The sequence below is a fragment of the Vibrio sp. 947 genome, from assembly GCF_033339115.1.
GTDB lineage: Bacteria > Pseudomonadota > Gammaproteobacteria > Enterobacterales > Vibrionaceae > Vibrio > Vibrio alginolyticus.
This window is the reverse complement of the sequence record NZ_JAWOTX010000006.1, coordinates 240,064-256,973: the sequence shown is the minus strand read 5'-3', so window position 1 is coordinate 256,973 and position 16,910 is coordinate 240,064. Positions and strand designations below refer to the sequence as shown.

The 16,910-nt window shown below is 45.9% G+C and carries 16 protein-coding genes and 1 pseudogene; 10 read left to right on the top strand and 7 right to left on the bottom strand.

Annotated elements, in window-relative coordinates:
* The first annotated feature begins 83 nt into the window (after positions 1-83).
* Positions 84-755: a cupin domain-containing protein gene (locus R7Q39_RS10310; RefSeq protein ID WP_318076047.1), complete on the top strand. Its 672-nt coding sequence runs from the start codon at positions 84-86 to the stop codon at positions 753-755.
* 73 nt (positions 756-828) lie between these two features.
* Here R7Q39_RS10310 and R7Q39_RS10305 read toward each other — a convergent pair whose 3' ends face one another.
* Positions 829-1,068: a YdcH family protein gene (locus tag R7Q39_RS10305; RefSeq protein WP_005373737.1), complete on the bottom strand. Its 240-nt coding sequence runs from the start codon at positions 1,066-1,068 to the stop codon at positions 829-831.
* Positions 1,069-1,296: 228 nt separating this feature from the next.
* On the opposite strand from R7Q39_RS10305, the gene R7Q39_RS10300 reads away from it, so the two are divergent.
* Positions 1,297-2,100: an SDR family NAD(P)-dependent oxidoreductase gene (locus R7Q39_RS10300; RefSeq protein ID WP_170896902.1), complete on the top strand. Its 804-nt coding sequence runs from the start codon at positions 1,297-1,299 to the stop codon at positions 2,098-2,100.
* 77 nt (positions 2,101-2,177) lie between these two features.
* Here R7Q39_RS10300 and R7Q39_RS10295 read toward each other — a convergent pair whose 3' ends face one another.
* Together R7Q39_RS10295 and R7Q39_RS10290 are read right to left on the bottom strand one after the other, a co-directional pair.
* Positions 2,178-3,080: a LysR family transcriptional regulator gene (locus R7Q39_RS10295; protein ID WP_017633593.1), complete on the bottom strand. Its 903-nt coding sequence runs from the start codon at positions 3,078-3,080 to the stop codon at positions 2,178-2,180.
* Between the two features lie 80 nt (positions 3,081-3,160).
* A complete protein-coding gene (locus R7Q39_RS10290; protein ID WP_005387011.1) occupies positions 3,161-4,030 on the bottom strand; it encodes an AraC family transcriptional regulator in 870 nt (289 codons plus the stop codon).
* 124 nt (positions 4,031-4,154) lie between these two features.
* Here R7Q39_RS10290 and R7Q39_RS10285 point away from each other — a divergent pair, with 124 nt between their 5' ends.
* Together R7Q39_RS10285 and R7Q39_RS10280 are read left to right on the top strand one after the other, a co-directional pair.
* Complete coding sequence (locus R7Q39_RS10285; protein WP_017819834.1) at positions 4,155-5,303, top strand: PLP-dependent aminotransferase family protein; 1,149 nt, start codon at positions 4,155-4,157, stop codon at positions 5,301-5,303.
* Between the two features lie 411 nt (positions 5,304-5,714).
* The gene (locus R7Q39_RS10280; protein ID WP_017633592.1) at positions 5,715-6,743 is read left to right on the top strand and encodes a hypothetical protein; all 1,029 of its coding nucleotides are present in this window, start codon (positions 5,715-5,717) and stop codon (positions 6,741-6,743) included.
* A gap of 79 nt (positions 6,744-6,822) precedes the next feature.
* Here the strand turns inward: R7Q39_RS10280 and R7Q39_RS10275 are convergent, their stop codons facing one another.
* Positions 6,823-7,149, bottom strand: coding sequence for a DUF4156 domain-containing protein (locus R7Q39_RS10275; protein WP_017633591.1), 327 nt, complete (start codon positions 7,147-7,149; stop codon positions 6,823-6,825).
* 42 nt (positions 7,150-7,191) lie between these two features.
* Here R7Q39_RS10275 and R7Q39_RS10270 point away from each other — a divergent pair, with 42 nt between their 5' ends.
* The gene (locus tag R7Q39_RS10270; protein WP_005373751.1) at positions 7,192-7,353 is read left to right on the top strand and encodes a hypothetical protein; all 162 of its coding nucleotides are present in this window, start codon (positions 7,192-7,194) and stop codon (positions 7,351-7,353) included.
* Between the two features lie 20 nt (positions 7,354-7,373).
* Entirely contained in the window at positions 7,374-8,084 is a 711-nt protein-coding gene (locus tag R7Q39_RS10265) for a biotin/lipoate A/B protein ligase family protein (RefSeq protein WP_005373753.1), read from the top strand.
* Positions 8,085-8,143: 59 nt separating this feature from the next.
* Here R7Q39_RS10265 and R7Q39_RS29285 read toward each other — a convergent pair.
* Positions 8,144-8,221: pseudogene (locus tag R7Q39_RS29285) on the bottom strand (VOC family protein); the annotation flags it as partial.
* Between the two features lie 148 nt (positions 8,222-8,369).
* Between R7Q39_RS29285 and R7Q39_RS10260 the strand changes: the two are divergent.
* Positions 8,370-9,938 carry a DEAD/DEAH box helicase gene (locus tag R7Q39_RS10260; protein ID WP_206953420.1) on the top strand — a complete coding sequence of 523 codons (1,569 nt, stop codon included), beginning with the start codon at positions 8,370-8,372 and terminating at the stop codon, positions 9,936-9,938.
* Between the two features lie 91 nt (positions 9,939-10,029).
* Here the strand turns inward: R7Q39_RS10260 and R7Q39_RS10255 are convergent, their stop codons facing one another.
* Complete coding sequence (locus tag R7Q39_RS10255; protein ID WP_017633590.1) at positions 10,030-12,909, bottom strand: MGH1-like glycoside hydrolase domain-containing protein; 2,880 nt, start codon at positions 12,907-12,909, stop codon at positions 10,030-10,032.
* Positions 12,910-13,129: 220 nt separating this feature from the next.
* Here R7Q39_RS10255 and R7Q39_RS10250 point away from each other — a divergent pair, with 220 nt between their 5' ends.
* Positions 13,130-14,041: a LysR family transcriptional regulator gene (locus tag R7Q39_RS10250; protein WP_017633589.1), complete on the top strand. Its 912-nt coding sequence runs from the start codon at positions 13,130-13,132 to the stop codon at positions 14,039-14,041.
* Here R7Q39_RS10250 and R7Q39_RS10245 read toward each other — a convergent pair.
* Complete coding sequence (locus R7Q39_RS10245; RefSeq protein ID WP_017633588.1) at positions 13,994-14,929, bottom strand: LysR family transcriptional regulator; 936 nt, start codon at positions 14,927-14,929, stop codon at positions 13,994-13,996. The genes R7Q39_RS10250 and R7Q39_RS10245 overlap by 48 nt on opposite strands.
* 199 nt (positions 14,930-15,128) lie before the next feature.
* On the opposite strand from R7Q39_RS10245, the gene grxB reads away from it, so the two are divergent.
* Together grxB and R7Q39_RS10235 are read left to right on the top strand one after the other, a co-directional pair.
* Entirely contained in the window at positions 15,129-15,758 is a 630-nt protein-coding gene (gene grxB / locus R7Q39_RS10240) for a glutaredoxin 2 (RefSeq protein WP_025579798.1), read from the top strand.
* A 10-nt stretch (positions 15,759-15,768) separates the two neighbouring features.
* Positions 15,769-16,893, top strand: coding sequence for an alkene reductase (locus R7Q39_RS10235; RefSeq protein ID WP_206953419.1), 1,125 nt, complete (start codon positions 15,769-15,771; stop codon positions 16,891-16,893).
* Positions 16,894-16,910 lie beyond the last annotated feature (17 nt).

The window sequence follows — 16,910 nt, the reverse complement described above, 5'->3', positions numbered from 1 at the left end:
GGCTATCAACAAATGAATCAATTGATGTTTTTTATACGTATACTAATGAGAATTAGTAATTAAATAAGTAACGGAATTTCAATATGTTGAATATGGATTTTTCAAAAAGAATCGTGATAGATACTGCTCAACAGGAATGGAGCGCCAGCCCTTCCAAAGGTGTGTGGCGCAAACCTTTGGAACGAGAAGCCGAAGAATCAGGGCATACCACCAGCGTCGTTAAGTACGAGCCAAATTCGCAGTTTTCGACTCATCCTCACCCTCAAGGAGAAGAAATATTGGTGCTCGAGGGGGTATTCTCTGACGAATACGGTGACTACCCTGCCGGCACTTACCTTCGTAACCCTCCAGGAAGTCAACACGCACCATTTAGCGAAGAAGGCTGTGTGATTTTAGTTAAACTAAATCAGTTCGAATCTGAGGATCTTGAAACAGTTCGCATTAATACAAACCAAGCGAGCTGGCAGAGTGGTGTCGGTGGGTTGCAAGTCATGCCGCTGCATAATTTTGAGCACGAACATGTCGCGTTGGTTAAATGGCCAAAAGGTGAGAAGTTTCAACCACACCGTCACTTTGGTGGTGAAGAAATTTTCGTATTGTCAGGAGAGTTTAGAGACGAGCTAGGTACCTATCCCGCTCTCTCTTGGATTCGAAGCCCACATATGAGCGAGCATTTTCCTTTTGTAGAGCAAGAAACGATCATTTGGGTAAAAACTGGTCACCTGCCGCTCCAAGCTCCTGCTCAGCACTCCTAATGTTTGCACACTTGGCATCGTCCATTGGAACTAAAATCGGCCCGCAATTTACGAGCCGATGATCATTTCGTCACTAAGAACCCATTATTCGCGAGTGGAGCCAGTCTTTGAGCTCAGCCCGGTTATGTTTTAACACGTTCATTTCGTGATCATCAATCGGGCTTCCTTGAAGTTCTAGTACGCGGATTTCCTTATCTAAAGCATTGTAGTTTTTAACGGTTTCAGCAAATGATGCATCGTTTTCGGTAAGCTGAGTAATGGTATCCAAATGTTCTGGGAATTCATGAGTTAATGAGTGATTTTCACCTAACATAGAGACCTCTTGGCTATTATTTGAGTACAAAACAGTGCCTAATTTTTGAGCACCACATGTATAACCGTAGCATCTAATGAGACGTTAATTCGTCGCACCGTCCACAAAAAGAACAACAAAGTTATTTTCAATTTTTCCTAGAAAGTGTTTTCTTTTTAGTCTCAATAGTCGAATGCAAAAGATGCCACTATGATCGTTCTATAATAACCCTCAACAATGAGAGCGATCATGCGAAAGACAATTCTAGTTACTGGATCTACTGACGGTATTGGTTTAGAAACCGCGAAAATGTTAATTAACCGTGAACAACACGTAATAATCCATGGCCGGAATATAGAGAAAATTCAACAAGTTGAGCAAAGTTTGAGGGAGATGAAAAGTGGTAAAGTTGAAAGCCTTGTTGCTGATTTATCCTCTCCCAATGCGGTAAAACAGATAGTGATGGAGATAACAGAACGGTTCAATCGTTTAGACGTCATCATTAACAATGCTGGTGTGTACGCAACACCAAATCCAAGAACTAAAGAGGGTCTTGATGTACGCTTCGCAGTCAACACCATTGCTCCCTACTTACTCACTAGAGAGCTATTGCCGTTGCTCGGTGATACGGGTCGTGTGGTTAATTTGTCTTCAGCTGCACAAACAACAGTAAACACTAGCGCTTTAGTCGGTAATAAACCATTGTCAGATGGCGAAGCATATGCCCAAAGCAAATTGGCATTAACGATGTGGTCACGAGCAATCGGACTAAAGCTTAAGAACACTGGCCCTATGTTGGTATCAGTAAACCCAAAATCATTCCTAGGTAGTAAGATGGTTAAAGATGCTTATGGGGTTGCTGGTGGTGATATCCGCTTAGGAGCAGATATTCTAACTCGCGCTGCGCTATCAGAAGAGTTTGCTCAAGCGCATGGTATGTACTTCGATAATGACATTGAAGCATTCGCGCCCCCACACCCTGATGCATTAGATCAAAGCAAAACACAGCAGATAATTGATAGTATTGAATTAATCCTAAGCAAACTCTATTAATAACAATTAAGAATTATCTTGAGGTTCGTTTTTATTCGGACCTTAAAAACAATGTATTCGATAATTGAAACTTATTATCACTTTTCCGCAAACTCCCAATAAGGTGGCGTGCCATAGTATTCAGCAAAGTAATCAATAAAGGCACGCACCTTAGGCGCAATTAAACGAGAGCTTGGGTACACAGCCCAAATCCCAGCATCCATCGCTAAAGGGTGATCTTCGAGTACTTCCACTAGCTGACCACTTTGTAATTCTTGATAAACACTCCAAACCGAGTTGATAGAAATACCTAACCCGTTTACCGTCGCGTCTCTCATCGCATCACCATTATCAGTTTTAAAACGACCAGAAGTTCTTACATTGACCATTCCATCTTTTGTATTGAATGACCAATTATTCATTCCAACTAAGTTAATACATTGATGATTCGTCAAGTCTTGGGGCTTGTTAGGTCTCCCAAATTGTTCAATATAATCTGGTGATGCAACGATAATACGACGATCTGGCGCAAGCTTTCTTGCGACCAATGAAGAATCTTTCAACTCAGCGACACGAATGGCGACATCGAAACCTCCCTCAACCAGATCAATAATGGAATCAGAAAATCGGCAGTCCACGGTTAACCCTGGGTAACGCGCCATAAAACCTTTTAATGCGGGCACAATATGCAAGCGACCAAAAGTTGCAGAGGCGGTTATACGTAATACTCCCGTTGGCGCGCTCTGCCCTGAGCCAACAGCTCCCCTTGCTGCCTCCACTGTTGCAAGGACCTCCTCCGCGTGAGGTAAAAATGCCTGCCCCTCTTCAGTTAAGGAAACTTTGCGTGTGGTGCGATGAACTAAACGAACTCCTAAGCTGTCCTCAAGTTTATTGATGTGTGCGCTAGCGACAGCAGGAGAAAGTCCAAGCTCCTGACCAGCCATGCTGATGTTGTGTGTCGAAGCCAAACGGACAAATAGCTTTACATGATCGATGTTCATTTAATTTTCAATTATTTGTAAAAAATCACCATATAGAGCTTAGCATTTTCTTCCTTACGGATAGTAAATAAATACTCCAGTTAGAAAAAGCTGATGGGCAGATAGAAGTCCAGCTCAAACGCCTCATCATGGCTGAGGAAATGGTTTTTATGATAGTGAACATAAGCGGGAGTAGAACGCTGCTTAAAGCCTGAATTCGGCAACCACTTCTCTAACACCATACTCAATTGAGGAAGAAGCTCTCCATATACCCCTGTTAAGCGAAAAACAGCATGCAAACCACCCGGAATCGTCATTTGATTCACGACACCGCGTACTTTAAGCGGCTTATCAATCGCCATACAAGCCACATAGCGACACTTATCGAGCTCGACCCAAGCGGGGTTGGAGTGATGCAAACCGTATTGAACCGAAAAGTCCCGATTCTCAGAGCTTGCCCACGCCTTCAAAATCAGCCACGCATTGCGAATGGAACGGCTATAACCCTCATGCCGCACATAAGCCGCAAAGCGTTGTGGAACCTCCATAATTTTAGGTTCTGGCAACTCGCGTTTCGCAACCCGATGATAACCCGCAGCCACTTCCGGATCTTTTAGATACGGCTTTTCTGCGACTTGTAAATCATGCTTTCGCCACGCACCAGGAGACATAGCGAACGTTGCTTTAAACGCTCGGCTAAAAGAAGATACCGAGCTAAAGCCGCACTTGTTAGCAATGTCTAACACCGATGAGCTGGTATCAAACATCAGTTGATTGGCGGCGTATTCCATTCTTGTGCGACGGATATATTGATGGACAGACTCCCCTACCACATCTTTAAAAATACGATGGAAGTGCTGTTCAGAATAGGCTGCTACATCTGCTAGCTCTTTAGCCGATAAATCTCTGCTAATGTCCTGGTGAATGTAAAACAGCACGTCATTGATTCTGGAAACTTGTTGATGGCTCACGGAGTAAACTTTCGCTTAAATAGCATAAATGGACATATTTAACAGCATAAATGGACACACCAAGCTTGGCAATTTACCTATACTATTTCTGACATAAAAAAGACAATTACGAGAAGCACAGCACATGGAAATCGCACAGTCATTACAACAAACTAAGTCATCCTACATCCGAGAGATCCTTGCAGCAGCGAGCGATAAGAACGTCATTTCTCTTGCAGGTGGCTTGCCGGACGAAAAAACCTTCCCGATCGACTTAATGAAACCGACGCTCGAAAACCTCGCTAATATGCCAGAGGTGTTTCAATACGGCGCAACAGCAGGCTACGCCCCGCTACTTAACTTTTTGACCGATTATTACCAGCTGCCGGAATCTCATTTGGCTATGATCACAACGGGCTCTCAGCAAGGGCTAGATTTGATTGCGCGTGCGTACGTGAATCCGGGCGATAAAGTGGTGATGGAAGCACCGAGCTACCTTGGTGCTATGCAAGTATTCGGTCTAGTGCAAGCCAACATCGTGACCGTTTCACAAACCGAGTGTGGTCCAAACCTTGAAGAACTTGAACAATGCTTTGCTACACAGCAACCGAAAATGTTCTATGCTGTGCCCGATTTTCACAACCCAACGGGCGTATGCTGGGCGCTAGAGACTCGCCAAAAAGTTGCCGAACTTTGTATCCAATACGACGTTGCATTCATTGAAGACGCACCATACCGCGAGCTGCGTTTTTCTGGTGAAGCACTGCCGCTAGTTTCGGATTTCTGCCCGCAGCACTCCATCGTATTGCGCTCTTTCTCCAAAATAGCTTCACCAGGCTTGCGTATTGGTGTAGTTACGGGCAAGAGTAGCTACCTTGAGCCACTCATCAAAATTAAACAAGGTGCCGATCTGCACTCTAGTATTCCTATGCAAGCTTTGCTGCATGGTCTACTGCAACATGACAACTTCGAAACGCACATTTCAACCATCTGTGCGCTTTACAAATCACGTTACGATGTCATGTTTGCTGAACTGCAAAAACAGCTGCCAGAAAGTTGCGTACTCAAACCCGTCGATGGTGGTATGTTCGTTTGGGTCGAAATTCCAGAATGCGACACCTTCGAACTGGCGAAAAACCTTCTCGCAAACTGGGTTGCTGTAGTGCCGAGCCCGGTCTTTTATCCAGAAGGTTCAAAGGTAAAAGCCGCTCTGCGTCTTAACTTTACCAATGCTACACCAGAAGAACTGACGACAGCTGTCTCTCGACTCGCGGATGTCCTCAACACGTTGTAATTGAGCGCGAGTGTAAGAACCGGCCTTTGAGATTCAAAAAAAGTCTCAAAGGCAGCATCAAAAAAGTTCCCAAAAAAAATTTATATTTTTCCTTCAAATCAACTCTCTACAGTAAGTGCCTGTTTTCTCTTGAACCTCTCACTCATATAAAAATGAGAACTCAATCACGTATTTGATGGTTGGAAAAGTTACGTCTATCTTTCAGTCAAAGACATCAACTTCGCAGCGTTAATGCTCTCAATTTCAGACACTTTATCAATCGTGGCTTAGCGGTTGATAAACGACTAAAAAAGCATCTGTGGGCATACCCACTACGAAGGGTTGACCAGAACCATTCTGAATGTCGCGAGCCAATCTTTTGATTGGCAATTACGTCAGTGAATCGCACCAAATGACAGAGGGGTTATCAGGATGAATACTCGAACCACGACAGGACTCGTCACCATCGGCTGGTCCGTTACACTTTCACTTTTTACCGCATTCGCCGGGTATGCCAATACGTCGCCAAACTGTAGTGACGTATTAGTGGGCAACACAACCGCCGCATCGCAAAAAATGATAGTTTTATTAGGCGAAGACATCACCAAATCTAACCGTATCACTACGGTGATTCCTGCCGAAAACAATCCATTTGTGACCGAAGAACTGGTTTCGGTTTCTAACGACGTATCGCCAAACGGTCGTCTTTCACAAAAGAGTTTGGAAGAGATTCGGAAAGTCCGCTCAAATCTAGAGAAAGCAGCACAGGAAGTAAGCCGATTACAGGGCACTTTTGAAGTGGCTTTAATCAGTTTGATTGATGGTTACTGCCAATTTTCTAATCATAAACGTACTCAACATGCCAAAATCGACTTTGACCATTTGGAAGGCCTCACTTTGTATTCAATCCCCGCTTTAATAGCAATGGTCGATCAGTCGTACTACATGGCAAAGAATCGAATCGCTAATGAGCAGAAACAGTTAAGCGACATTGAAAAAGAGAAACAGAGGCAGAAACAGCAAGCAACTGCGGCGGCAGCCGCTCGTTACCAAGACAGTAACGTACTTGTAAGAGTCGAGAACTTTGATGGCGCTAATGTGACATTTTCCGTTACTAACATTGGTTCACAAGGATCATTGCAACCAAATTTCAACTCGTTTAATGCATATCGCACAGAAAGTGGAGAATTAATCTACAAGTCAGAGTCTTTATTACACCTGGCGGATACTGCAGGTAACACACTTGAAACAATGGGTATCGCTGAGCTCTCATCACAAGGTGGAAGTGACATATCGATCTCTCCTGGAGAAACCCGAAAATTCGTTACTAGCATTGCTTCAGAAGTCGCGCCACATACGCAGTTGAGCTTAGAGTTTCCAGCCAAAGTGCTTAATACCGAGCGAGACTTTACATTGTCGTTTTCTGATACATCAGCGGTGGCGACAGCAAACGTTAATTAACGCAAAGTCTCCAGTATTTGTAGAACGCATCAAAGACAGGCGAGCAGCGCCTGTCTTTCAATTATGAGCAAGAAAATCGCTACTGTTTGCACTTGTAAGCATTTGCAAACATCGTCACTGACGTAGAAAAGCTCAACGGTTGATACAAGTACAAGGTATCTGCGCCTAAATCCACCGCCTTGATGCGCATTTGGTTTAGCGTCCCCCAAACCATGTCTTTATCTGCGTGAAACCAGTAATCGTAAAAGTGTCCTTCTGAGCCGATCACGGTACCCATTAGTTCACAGTTTTCAATCGCATTCACATTGTCCCAAAGCACCTGTACTTGCTCAGATTCTTGAGTTGGGAACGTCACACATCCCGTTAATGATGCCGCTAACGCGAGAGTCATCACTCGCTTTTTCATACTTATATCGCCAAAATTTTTCATAGATGGCAGATTTTATGAATGGCTGATGTGATGACTAGCAAAAACTTTTTATCGCGTGTTCAAGCAGAATTAATGGACAACGGAAAAGATCCAAAAGGTGATCATGCAGCTAGCGAGCAAAAGCCTAATCACTCAGACCTAGCAATAAAGCTGTATCTGAGATACAACAGTAACGATTAAATAGCCGCGAGGGATAGAGTTTGGTTGCTAAAAATAAGCTAATTCGCTACACAGCTACGGAAGTCGCTGATGCATTTGACAAAGAAGATGAGCTCATTAAACAAGTTCAGTCCAACCAACTCTCGCAAGTGCTATTGCTTTGGCAAGTAAAAAGTCCAACGCTCGTGCTTCCCGCGGGTAAGAAATGGCCAGTGTCTAATGAGTTAGAACATGCGTTAAATACGTCTGGCTGGAAGCTCTTTTCTCGTAAAACCGGTGGTGCCCCAGTCCCTCAGGTGCCAGGTATTATCAATCTATCCCACATTTACCACTGGCCAGAAGGCGAGCCTTACAACATCAAAAAAGCGTATCTCGATTTATGTGCAATATTAACGGTTTTCTTTAAACAGCTCGGCGTGAAAGTGGATGTTCATGCTACGCCTTATTCCTACTGCGATGGCGAGTACAACCTCAACATTGGCGGGCAAAAAGTCGTGGGAACCGCGCAGCGTGTTTTACTTAAAAAAGGCGGCGGACAAGTGGTATTGTCACAAGCATGCATTCTGATTGATGCCGACGTCGAGAAGATTGTCGAACCAGTACGAATGTGTAATCAGCTTTGCGGTCACAGCGATGATATTCGTGGTGATGTCCACACACCGCTCTTCCATCATGTATCCGACCGCCCATCGGTAGATTCGCTCTTTCAGCAATTGACGAGTGCGTTTTTAACGCATGCAAAAGCGGAGTAATGAAAGGAGCAAGCCTCCCCCACACTCCGAACAGCATTTGATAAACTAAAACTGCATACCGTGATAGCGATGTAAGAATGGGCATCGCCAACGTAAAACCATTCAATCGATCGACCAAACCAGTTATCAGTTTTCCCTGCCAAAAAGAAATGAGATCCAGTTCAAATATTTATCCATGACGGAATTAGTTGAAGCCTGCGCGTAAAAGCCTCAGAATGTCGCACTTTTCGCACCGATTTGTTTTCGGCGCGTTGTTATCTAACTCTACAATTGAGAATCATACATATGGGTTTTACCTCGTTAGGTCTATCTGCTCCAATCCTTAAAGCTATTCAAGAGAAAGGCTACGACACCCCTTCGCCAATTCAGGCAAAAGCAATTCCTGCTATTTTGGAAGGGAAAGACGTAATGGCAGCAGCGCAGACTGGTACAGGTAAAACTGCAGGCTTTACGCTACCGATTCTTGAGCGTTTATCGAACGGCCCTCGCGTTCGTGCTAACCAAGTTCGAGCACTGATCCTAACGCCAACACGTGAGCTTGCAGCTCAGGTGCAAGAAAACGTATTTATGTACGGCCGTCATCTTCCACTAAGCAGTGCGGTTGTTTTTGGTGGTGTGAAGATCAACCCGCAAATGCAGCGTCTTCGCAAAGGTGCGGATGTGTTGGTCGCGACACCAGGGCGCCTGATGGATTTGTACAACCAAAATGCGGTGAAGTTCGACCAACTGGAAGTGCTAGTGCTCGATGAAGCAGACCGTATGTTGGATATGGGCTTTATCCGTGACATTCGTAAGATCCTAGCTCTGCTACCAAAACAGCGTCAGAACCTACTTTTCTCGGCGACTTTCTCGGATGAAATCCGTGACCTTGCGAAAGGCTTGGTGAACAACCCGGTTGAGATTTCAGTGAACCCGGCAAACTCGACGGCGAGAACGGTTGAGCAAAGCATCTACCCAGCAGACGTGAAAAAGAAAGCACCGATGTTGGTTAAATTGATCAAAGACGGCGATTGGAAGCAAGTGCTGGTGTTTACGAAAACGAAACACGGCGCAAACCGTCTGACGAAGTTCCTTATCGAACAAAACCTACCGGCTGCTGCCATCCACGGCAACAAGAGCCAAGGCGCGCGTACCAAAGCACTGGCGGATTTTAAATCGGGTGAAATTCGTGTGTTGGTCGCGACGGACATTGCTGCGCGCGGTATCGATATTCCTCAATTGCCGCAAGTGGTGAACTTTGAGCTACCTAAAGTGGCAGAAGACTACGTTCACCGTATTGGTCGTACTGGCCGCGCGGGCGAAGTAGGTAAAGCGATTTCACTGGTGTGTGCGCTAGAAGCATCTGAGTTGTTTGCGATTGAACGTTTGATTCAAGAAGTACTACCACGTAAAGAGTTGGAAGGTTTTGCGCCAACCAATGTGGTGCCAGAATCTAAACTGGATACGCGCCCAATCAAACCGAAAAAACCTAAGAAGCCGAAAAAACCAAAAGCGCCAAATGCTGCAAGTGAAAACGCCCCAGCAGCCGAAAAGAAAGCAGGCAATGGTGCAAACAAACCTAAACGTCGCTTCAACGGTGGTAACAACGGCAACAAAAACAGCACCAACCAAGGCGGTGCGGGCAAGCCTAAAGGCAACCGTGAAGGCCAAGGTCGTGCAAACAGTAAACCAGATGACCGCAAACCTAACGGCAACAAGCCAAATGGCAATAAGCCGAATGGAAATAAACAAAACGGTAATAAGAGTGGCAACGCTGGTAAACCGTCAGGTAACCGCAAGCCAAACAATGCTAAACCTGCAGGAAACAAACCGTCAGGTCAGCGCCGTAAACCTCGTCCGCAGGCGGCAAACTAACCTGTAAACGGCCCCCGATAGCAAATACAACAAAGCCGCTGATAATCTCAGCGGCTTTGTTTTTCTTAGAACGCAGCTTTGTTAAAACAGCCTACATTAAAGGTGTGATTCGAATATCTGCGATTTGCGCTTCGTTCTTTTCACCCTCAATACCACCTGCGTAGATGTAGGTTTCATTCGATTTGAGGTAACTCATATTGAAGTGGTCCTTCAGCGCGACCTGATAGGTTTTTCCCTGCTCCAACGTCACCTCAATTGGCGTTGAGTAACGCATACCTTGGTTTTCACCAATATGGCCCATCTGCAAGTAACCTTGACCAACCACTTTACCTGCATCATCCAATACCTTTAACAATTTCACGGTGTTCGTGATGCCAGTATTAAGTTGCCCTAGGTTATTGTTGTACCAAGCATCGAACTGGTAAGTGCCCGTTAAAGGAGCTGTAAACGACTCTGCACCTTTTACGATACCACTGTCTTTGCGCACCGTAACCACTGAGACATTGTCTTTGAGTGGCTGATATTCGCCATCAAGTTTGATGCGGATCTCTTCACCGACACAAACCGGCTGGCTTGGGTTAGAACGGAAGCCTTTATCGTTAATGCTTTCAGCCAAATAACAAGCAAAACCTGTTGGCGTATCGGAATAAGATTGAGCAATCACGTTCTTTTGAATCAGCTCGCCATTGCGATACAAGTTCACGTTGTACTTGCTCGTCACGTCAATCGAAACCGAATTATCAACGCTTTTTACCACCAATGTCGGCTCTTGCGGAGAATAAACACGGCTGTCTTTACTCACATACGGTTTCACATCAGAAACTAAAGTAATGCTGCTATCTACATTCACAAGCGCGCCTAATGTCACGTGGAAATGCCCCTCTTCGTCCATCGTGACATTCTCAACTGGGTAGTAACCTGTTTCATCTTTGCTTACTTCAGGCAAGTCAATCGTTACCGAGTAGTTCTTTCCTTTGAAGGCAAAGTTTTCCAAAGTGATTTGTTCAGACTGAGCCAACAAGTTATTGCGCACCCAACTTGTGATAAATGGCTGCACTTCCAACTTACCCGTTTCGGTATGAACGCCGAATAGGGTCTCTACCACCATGTTCAAGTAGCCACCCACAGACCAAAGCTGACGCTGAGAGTTAATCACTGGGCCATCCATGCTTGGATCTTCACCATGATCACTATGGATGATGAATGACTTACCAGAAAGCCACTCTAAGTTTTCCATGTTGGATAAATTAGTTGCCGTGCCACGAACCAACGATTGAATCGCATTGTTCGCCGCAGCCACGTTCTGTGTTTGATGCGCGGCGCGCAAGCTGTACGCGGTAACAAATGGCCAAATTGCGCGGTTATGGTACACAGGCACATCCGGTTGTTGAGGGAAGTAAACCGGCACGCCAAACTCACTGTGTGGGTAATTGGCCATGATTTGTTTCGCCTGCGCATCACTTGCCACGCCACTGATGATCGCAAGTGCTTCGCCCAACATGTCGTATTTGTCGACCGCGATGTCTTTGCCATTGTCAAACAAATAGCTTACGTACATACCGCGTTCGGCATTCCAAAACTGCTCGTTGATAGCGGTTTTTAACTGCTCAGCCCAATCGGTGTATTTGACCGCGCTGGTTGAGTCGTACTTCTCTGCCAACTTAGCCGCGAGATGAATCGCGCGGTAGTGAACCACGTTTGTCGATAACGCTTTGCTGCTACCAATCGCATTTACATCGTTTGGCGTCCACGTTGAGTAAGTTTGCTCACGCCAATCAAGGAATGATTGCTCACCAGTGTATAAACCAGATTTCGCATCAAAAGCCGCCAAGCGATCGGCTTCAAGTGTATTACTGATCGCTTTATATGCGCGCTCTGCAAACTGGTTGTACTCTTCCCCATCCAATGCCGAAAGTAAGCGTTCTGCACCAAGCGCCCAAGTCGTGCGGTCGGTACTGATTGGCCAGCTGCCGCCCGTGCCCGTGTCTTGCACAATCTGCTCGCCATCGTATTGCTGATCGGTCGTGTCGCGGAAAGCAGACAATTTGAAATTCAAACCATTTTGCACCCGAGTTGGATTCATCAATGCAAGCGAAAGGTCTGCTGCGTACGCCAAATCACGCGTCCATACGTAATGCCACTTCGCGCCCGTCTCAAAAACTTCCGCTTTGATTGGGTTGTTGTAGTTGTAATTGCCGTCTTTGATTTCAGAAACGGCAAGCTGGTCTAGCTCTTTCATCGTCAATGCAAACAACGCGTCAAACGCGACATCACCCGACACCACTCGCGGCCCTGTTTGCTCATTAATCACTAAGCCTTGGTCGAGCGCATCACGCAATTCTGTCGTCGTTGAAATACCAAATTCACGCAGTTCAGCTTTAGGATCTTTCACCGAGAAAATCACGGTATCACTCGAGTCATCGTAATTGGCGAACAGTTTCACTTCTTTATTCTGATGCCCTTCATGCACCATTGCAGGGTCGAGAATCGCATCAGAGTAGTATTTTTCCGCTTCTTCTTGCGTTGCTTTCGTCACAGTCATTGTCGCACGACTTTCATCGGCAAAGCTCACAGAAAACTTGTAATACCCTTTGTCTTCAAACGTGATCTCAGAGTTGCAATCATCGTTCATACACGCTTCATTCGTGTCTGGTTTTGGCAGGTACTCTTGAGCTTTATCGAACGCCGCGGGCTCCTCAAAATAGGTGTATTGGATCTGCCAACCCGGATCAGCAATCTTGAACTGATTGCTACCTCGAGCGACGCGCAGTACGGTTTCGTACTCGTTATTACCCAAAGAGTTTAGCTTGGCATGCTCTGCCGTGCCCCAATCCCCATTTAAACCGCGTAAATATAAGTCGGCTGAAATAATTGGTTTGTCGACCGGCACAGGCGCATCAGAAGAATCTGACCCACACCCAGCAAGACCAATACAAGACGCGACAGCAAGCGCAATAAAACTCGGTTTCATGTTCATCCCTTAGATTGTTGTTTTGGCGACAGTCTAAAGAACACCTTTTTGAGGGGAAAATAGGAAGTCAGGAGCGAGCTATAGATAACATCTATACGTCAAACCCCAACAGTGATGTAGATCTATGAAATGCGCATAATTTCAATCAAATGAGATTACAGATTTGTGATTTATAAATGAAATTGTGCAAAATACCCCTCGTTCTTAGAGGGGAAAGAAAATGGACAAATCTCTGCAGCAATTTTTACTGGTTGCACGCTGTCAAAGCATCAGCGCTGCGGCAAGAATGGCAGGGTTAAGCCAGCCAACGGTAACAAGCAATTTAAAGAAGCTGGAAGAGAATCTCGGCGTGACGCTTTTTGAACGTCATCCTAATGGCATGGTGTTGACCGAATACGGACGCATCCTCTATCGCCATAGCAACGCGATGCAGCATGAATACAACCAAATGATGCAAAGCATTGATGAACGGAAACAGTACCAAGTCGGAAAAATTAAAATGGGTACTGGCGATGCGTGGTGGCCGCTGTTCGTCAAACAAGCACTCAATGACCATCTGACCAAGCAGCCTTCGGCATCTACGCACGTCGAATTTGGCAACCACTTAGGCTTGATGGATTCATTAATCAACGAACAGATTGAATTCTTCATCGGCCACGAGATTGTCGGATTGTCGTCTAAATGCGATGTTACGTTTATTCCGCTATTTCAAACGGTTGATGCCTATTTTGTTTCCCCAAACCACCCACTTCTAGGGAAAACCGTCACCGAAGATATGCTGCACGAATACCCCGCTCTTTCGGTCACTTATGACGCTAAGAAATTCGCTCACGTCATCGATAACCCAATCCCGAAGCAAAATGAACGCGAAAGGCAGCAACTGGATGACAGACCGACTTACGAAGTGGATTCTCTGCTCGCCAGTATTGATGTACTGAAAGAAAGCGTCGCGGTGATGTCTTATACCCGCCACCTCAAACCGTATTTGGAATCCTTTGGCTTACGATGCTTAACCATGGAAAACGAACCAAACCCTGGCACCGTCGGGATTTATCGCCACCGCCGAGAAACCTCGGAATCGCATCTAGATCTGATTGCTGGTATCACTCAGCGCGCTAAATTGCTCAACTAGAAAGTCCAAAAACAGGCGAACTCTTTTCGGTTGATATTGGCGGCTTTGATAAATGACATGCAGATCCGCTTCAGCGCCTTGCGAAAAGGCGCTGAAGTTTTTCATATACCTATCCAAAACCGTAACTAAACGTTGTTGTTTTAGGTCTTGCTGAATATCTAAAATCGATTTCAACGCAATCCCCGCACCGTCCAACGCCCATTGTCGAATCACTTCACCATCATCAGAAAAGCGCTTTGGCGTGACCGTGATCGTTTGGTGAGACTCTTCATCTTTAAAGTGCCACGTTTTTAATTCTTCATTGCTGCGCACCATGGCTAAGCAGCGATGAACCGCGAGATCTTGAGGACAGTTTGGGACACCTTGCTTCGCCAAATAATCAGGTGACGCGCACAGTACGCGTTGACTCGATGCCAGCTTGCGCGAGATGAGATTGCTGTCCGCTAACTCACCGTAACGAATCACCAAATCGAGCCCCGATTCAGCCAAGTTTGATAAATTGTCATTAAGATAAAGATAAGGTGTCACATCCGGATATCGCTCAGAAAAAGCCGACACCATCGGCGAAACAATTTGTTTGCCAATATCTCGTGGAGCTGAAATTTTCAACGTTCCGCGCACTTGCGAAATACCCGTTTGCAGCAAGTTTTCCGTCTCTTTCACGCTATCAATGATGTTCAGACAAGCTTGATGGTACATTGCCCCTGCGTCCGTAAGTGATACGTGGCGTGTGCTTCGGTTGAGCAGCTTTACGCCATAGCGTTCTTCTATCGCTTGCAGCCTTGCCGTTACCGTCGCCGGAGATAAACCTAGCTCCCTTCCCGCCGCTGCCAGACCTTGATGTTTAACGATGCTGACAAACAACGTCATATCCGAAAACTTATCCATCTTCGCGCCCTTATTATTTGAAAAAACTGAATAATTAATTCAGATATTACCCAATTATCAAATTAATTCGAATCCATATACTGGCCCTATCGACATTGTTTAGACCCAGAACGTTATGTGACAGGGCAAAGTTAAACGCCGTAACGCTCTACAACGCACAACAACACGCCCTGCCCAGCCAAGAGATAGGAAACAAAAAATGAAACTGTACATTTATGAACATTGCCCCTTTAGCGCCCGCGTCCGTTTTGTTGCAGGCATGCTGAATATTCAGCTCGATGTCATCAACATTGCTTATGACGACGAGAGCACCACCACAAACCTCATCGGCGCAAAACAAGTTCCTCTTTTGATCAAAGACGATGGTGAAGCCATGGCGGAAAGCTTAGACATCATCAACTACTTCCTTGAATTGGCATCTTCCAGCGAAAACAGCCAACCCTCCAAACCGGTTTTAGACTGGCAAAAACAAGCGTTTTTACCGCTACAAAAAGTCGGGTATCCGCGTTGGTCAAACATGACGTTACCGGAATTTGCAACAGAAACCGCTAAACAAGCATGGCGTGCAAAAAAAGAAACCGAAGCGTTAAATTTTGAAGCTTTGATTAACGATACACCTGCGATTGCGAAAGAAGTCGCCGCTTTGATAGAACAAACTAAACCCTTGCTCAACCTAAGTTCAGAAAAGCAAACGTCACTGGTTGATCAAGCCATTATGTTTTCCATTCTACGCGGCTTTTTCAGTGCGCCCGAAGTGCAATGGGATCCAGCCGTACTTCACTGGATGGCAACCGCTCGTAAAGCGACCAACGTGCCAGTACTTATCTAAGGAGCGCATCATGAAACAAAGAACAAATAAGCTGTTTGAACCAGCTCAACTGAAAGCGTTGTCACTACAAAACCGCATTGTCATGGCACCAATGACCCGCGCACGCACCACTCAGCCGGGCAACATCCCGAATGAGATGATGGCAACGTATTATCAACAGCGCGCTTCTGCCGGGCTGATCATTTCCGAAGCCACGCAAATTTCGGACGATTCTCAAGGCTATTCGTTCACCCCTGGCGTTTACACCGATGCGCAAGTGGCGGGCTGGCAAGGTGTGACCCAAGCGGTCAAATCACAAGGCGCAGCGATGTTTTGTCAGCTATGGCATGTGGGCAGAGTGTCTCACCCAACATTCCAAAATGGTGAACAGCCTATCGCGCCATCTGCGCTCGCTCCGGTAGAGACGCAAGTTTGGATTGCAGATGAACAAGGCAACGGCAATATGGTCGATTGTGTTGAGCCTCGCGCCATGACACAAGCAGATATCAACCGAGTTGTCGGTGATTTCGCGAACGCAGCCAAACGCGCCATTGAATCGGGTTTTGATGGTGTAGAAATCCACGGCGGGAATGGGTATCTGATCGATCAGTTCTTAAGAACCAACTCAAACCATCGAACAGACAACTACGGCGGTTCACGAGAAAATCGTATCCGTTTTCTTATCGAAGTAGTGGAGGCAGTTATCGCCGCTATTGGTGCGCATCGAGTTGGGGTGAGATTGGCACCATTCATTACCTTTAAAGATATGGACTGCCCAGATATCGTGCCAACAATCTTGGAAGCATCAAAGCAACTACAGGAGCGCGACATTGCCTACTTGCACTTGTCCGAGGCCGATTGGGCCGATGCACCAACGATTCCTGAGACGTTTCGAATCGAACTTAGAAAGCGCTTTCGCAACGCTATTATTGTTGCAGGTCGCTACGTTCCTCAACGAGCAAACGAAGTGTTAGAGAAAGGTTACGCGGATCTTGTCGCATTCGGACGGCCATTTGTAGCAAACCCAGACTTAGTCTCTCGCTTGCAACATCACCATCCGTTGGCAGAACTCGATGGCTCAACGTTGTTTGGCGGAAACGAACGAGGCTACACCGATTACCCTGCTCTGCAACAGGAATGCGCAGAACAGGCCTAACAAAAAAGCCCCAACCT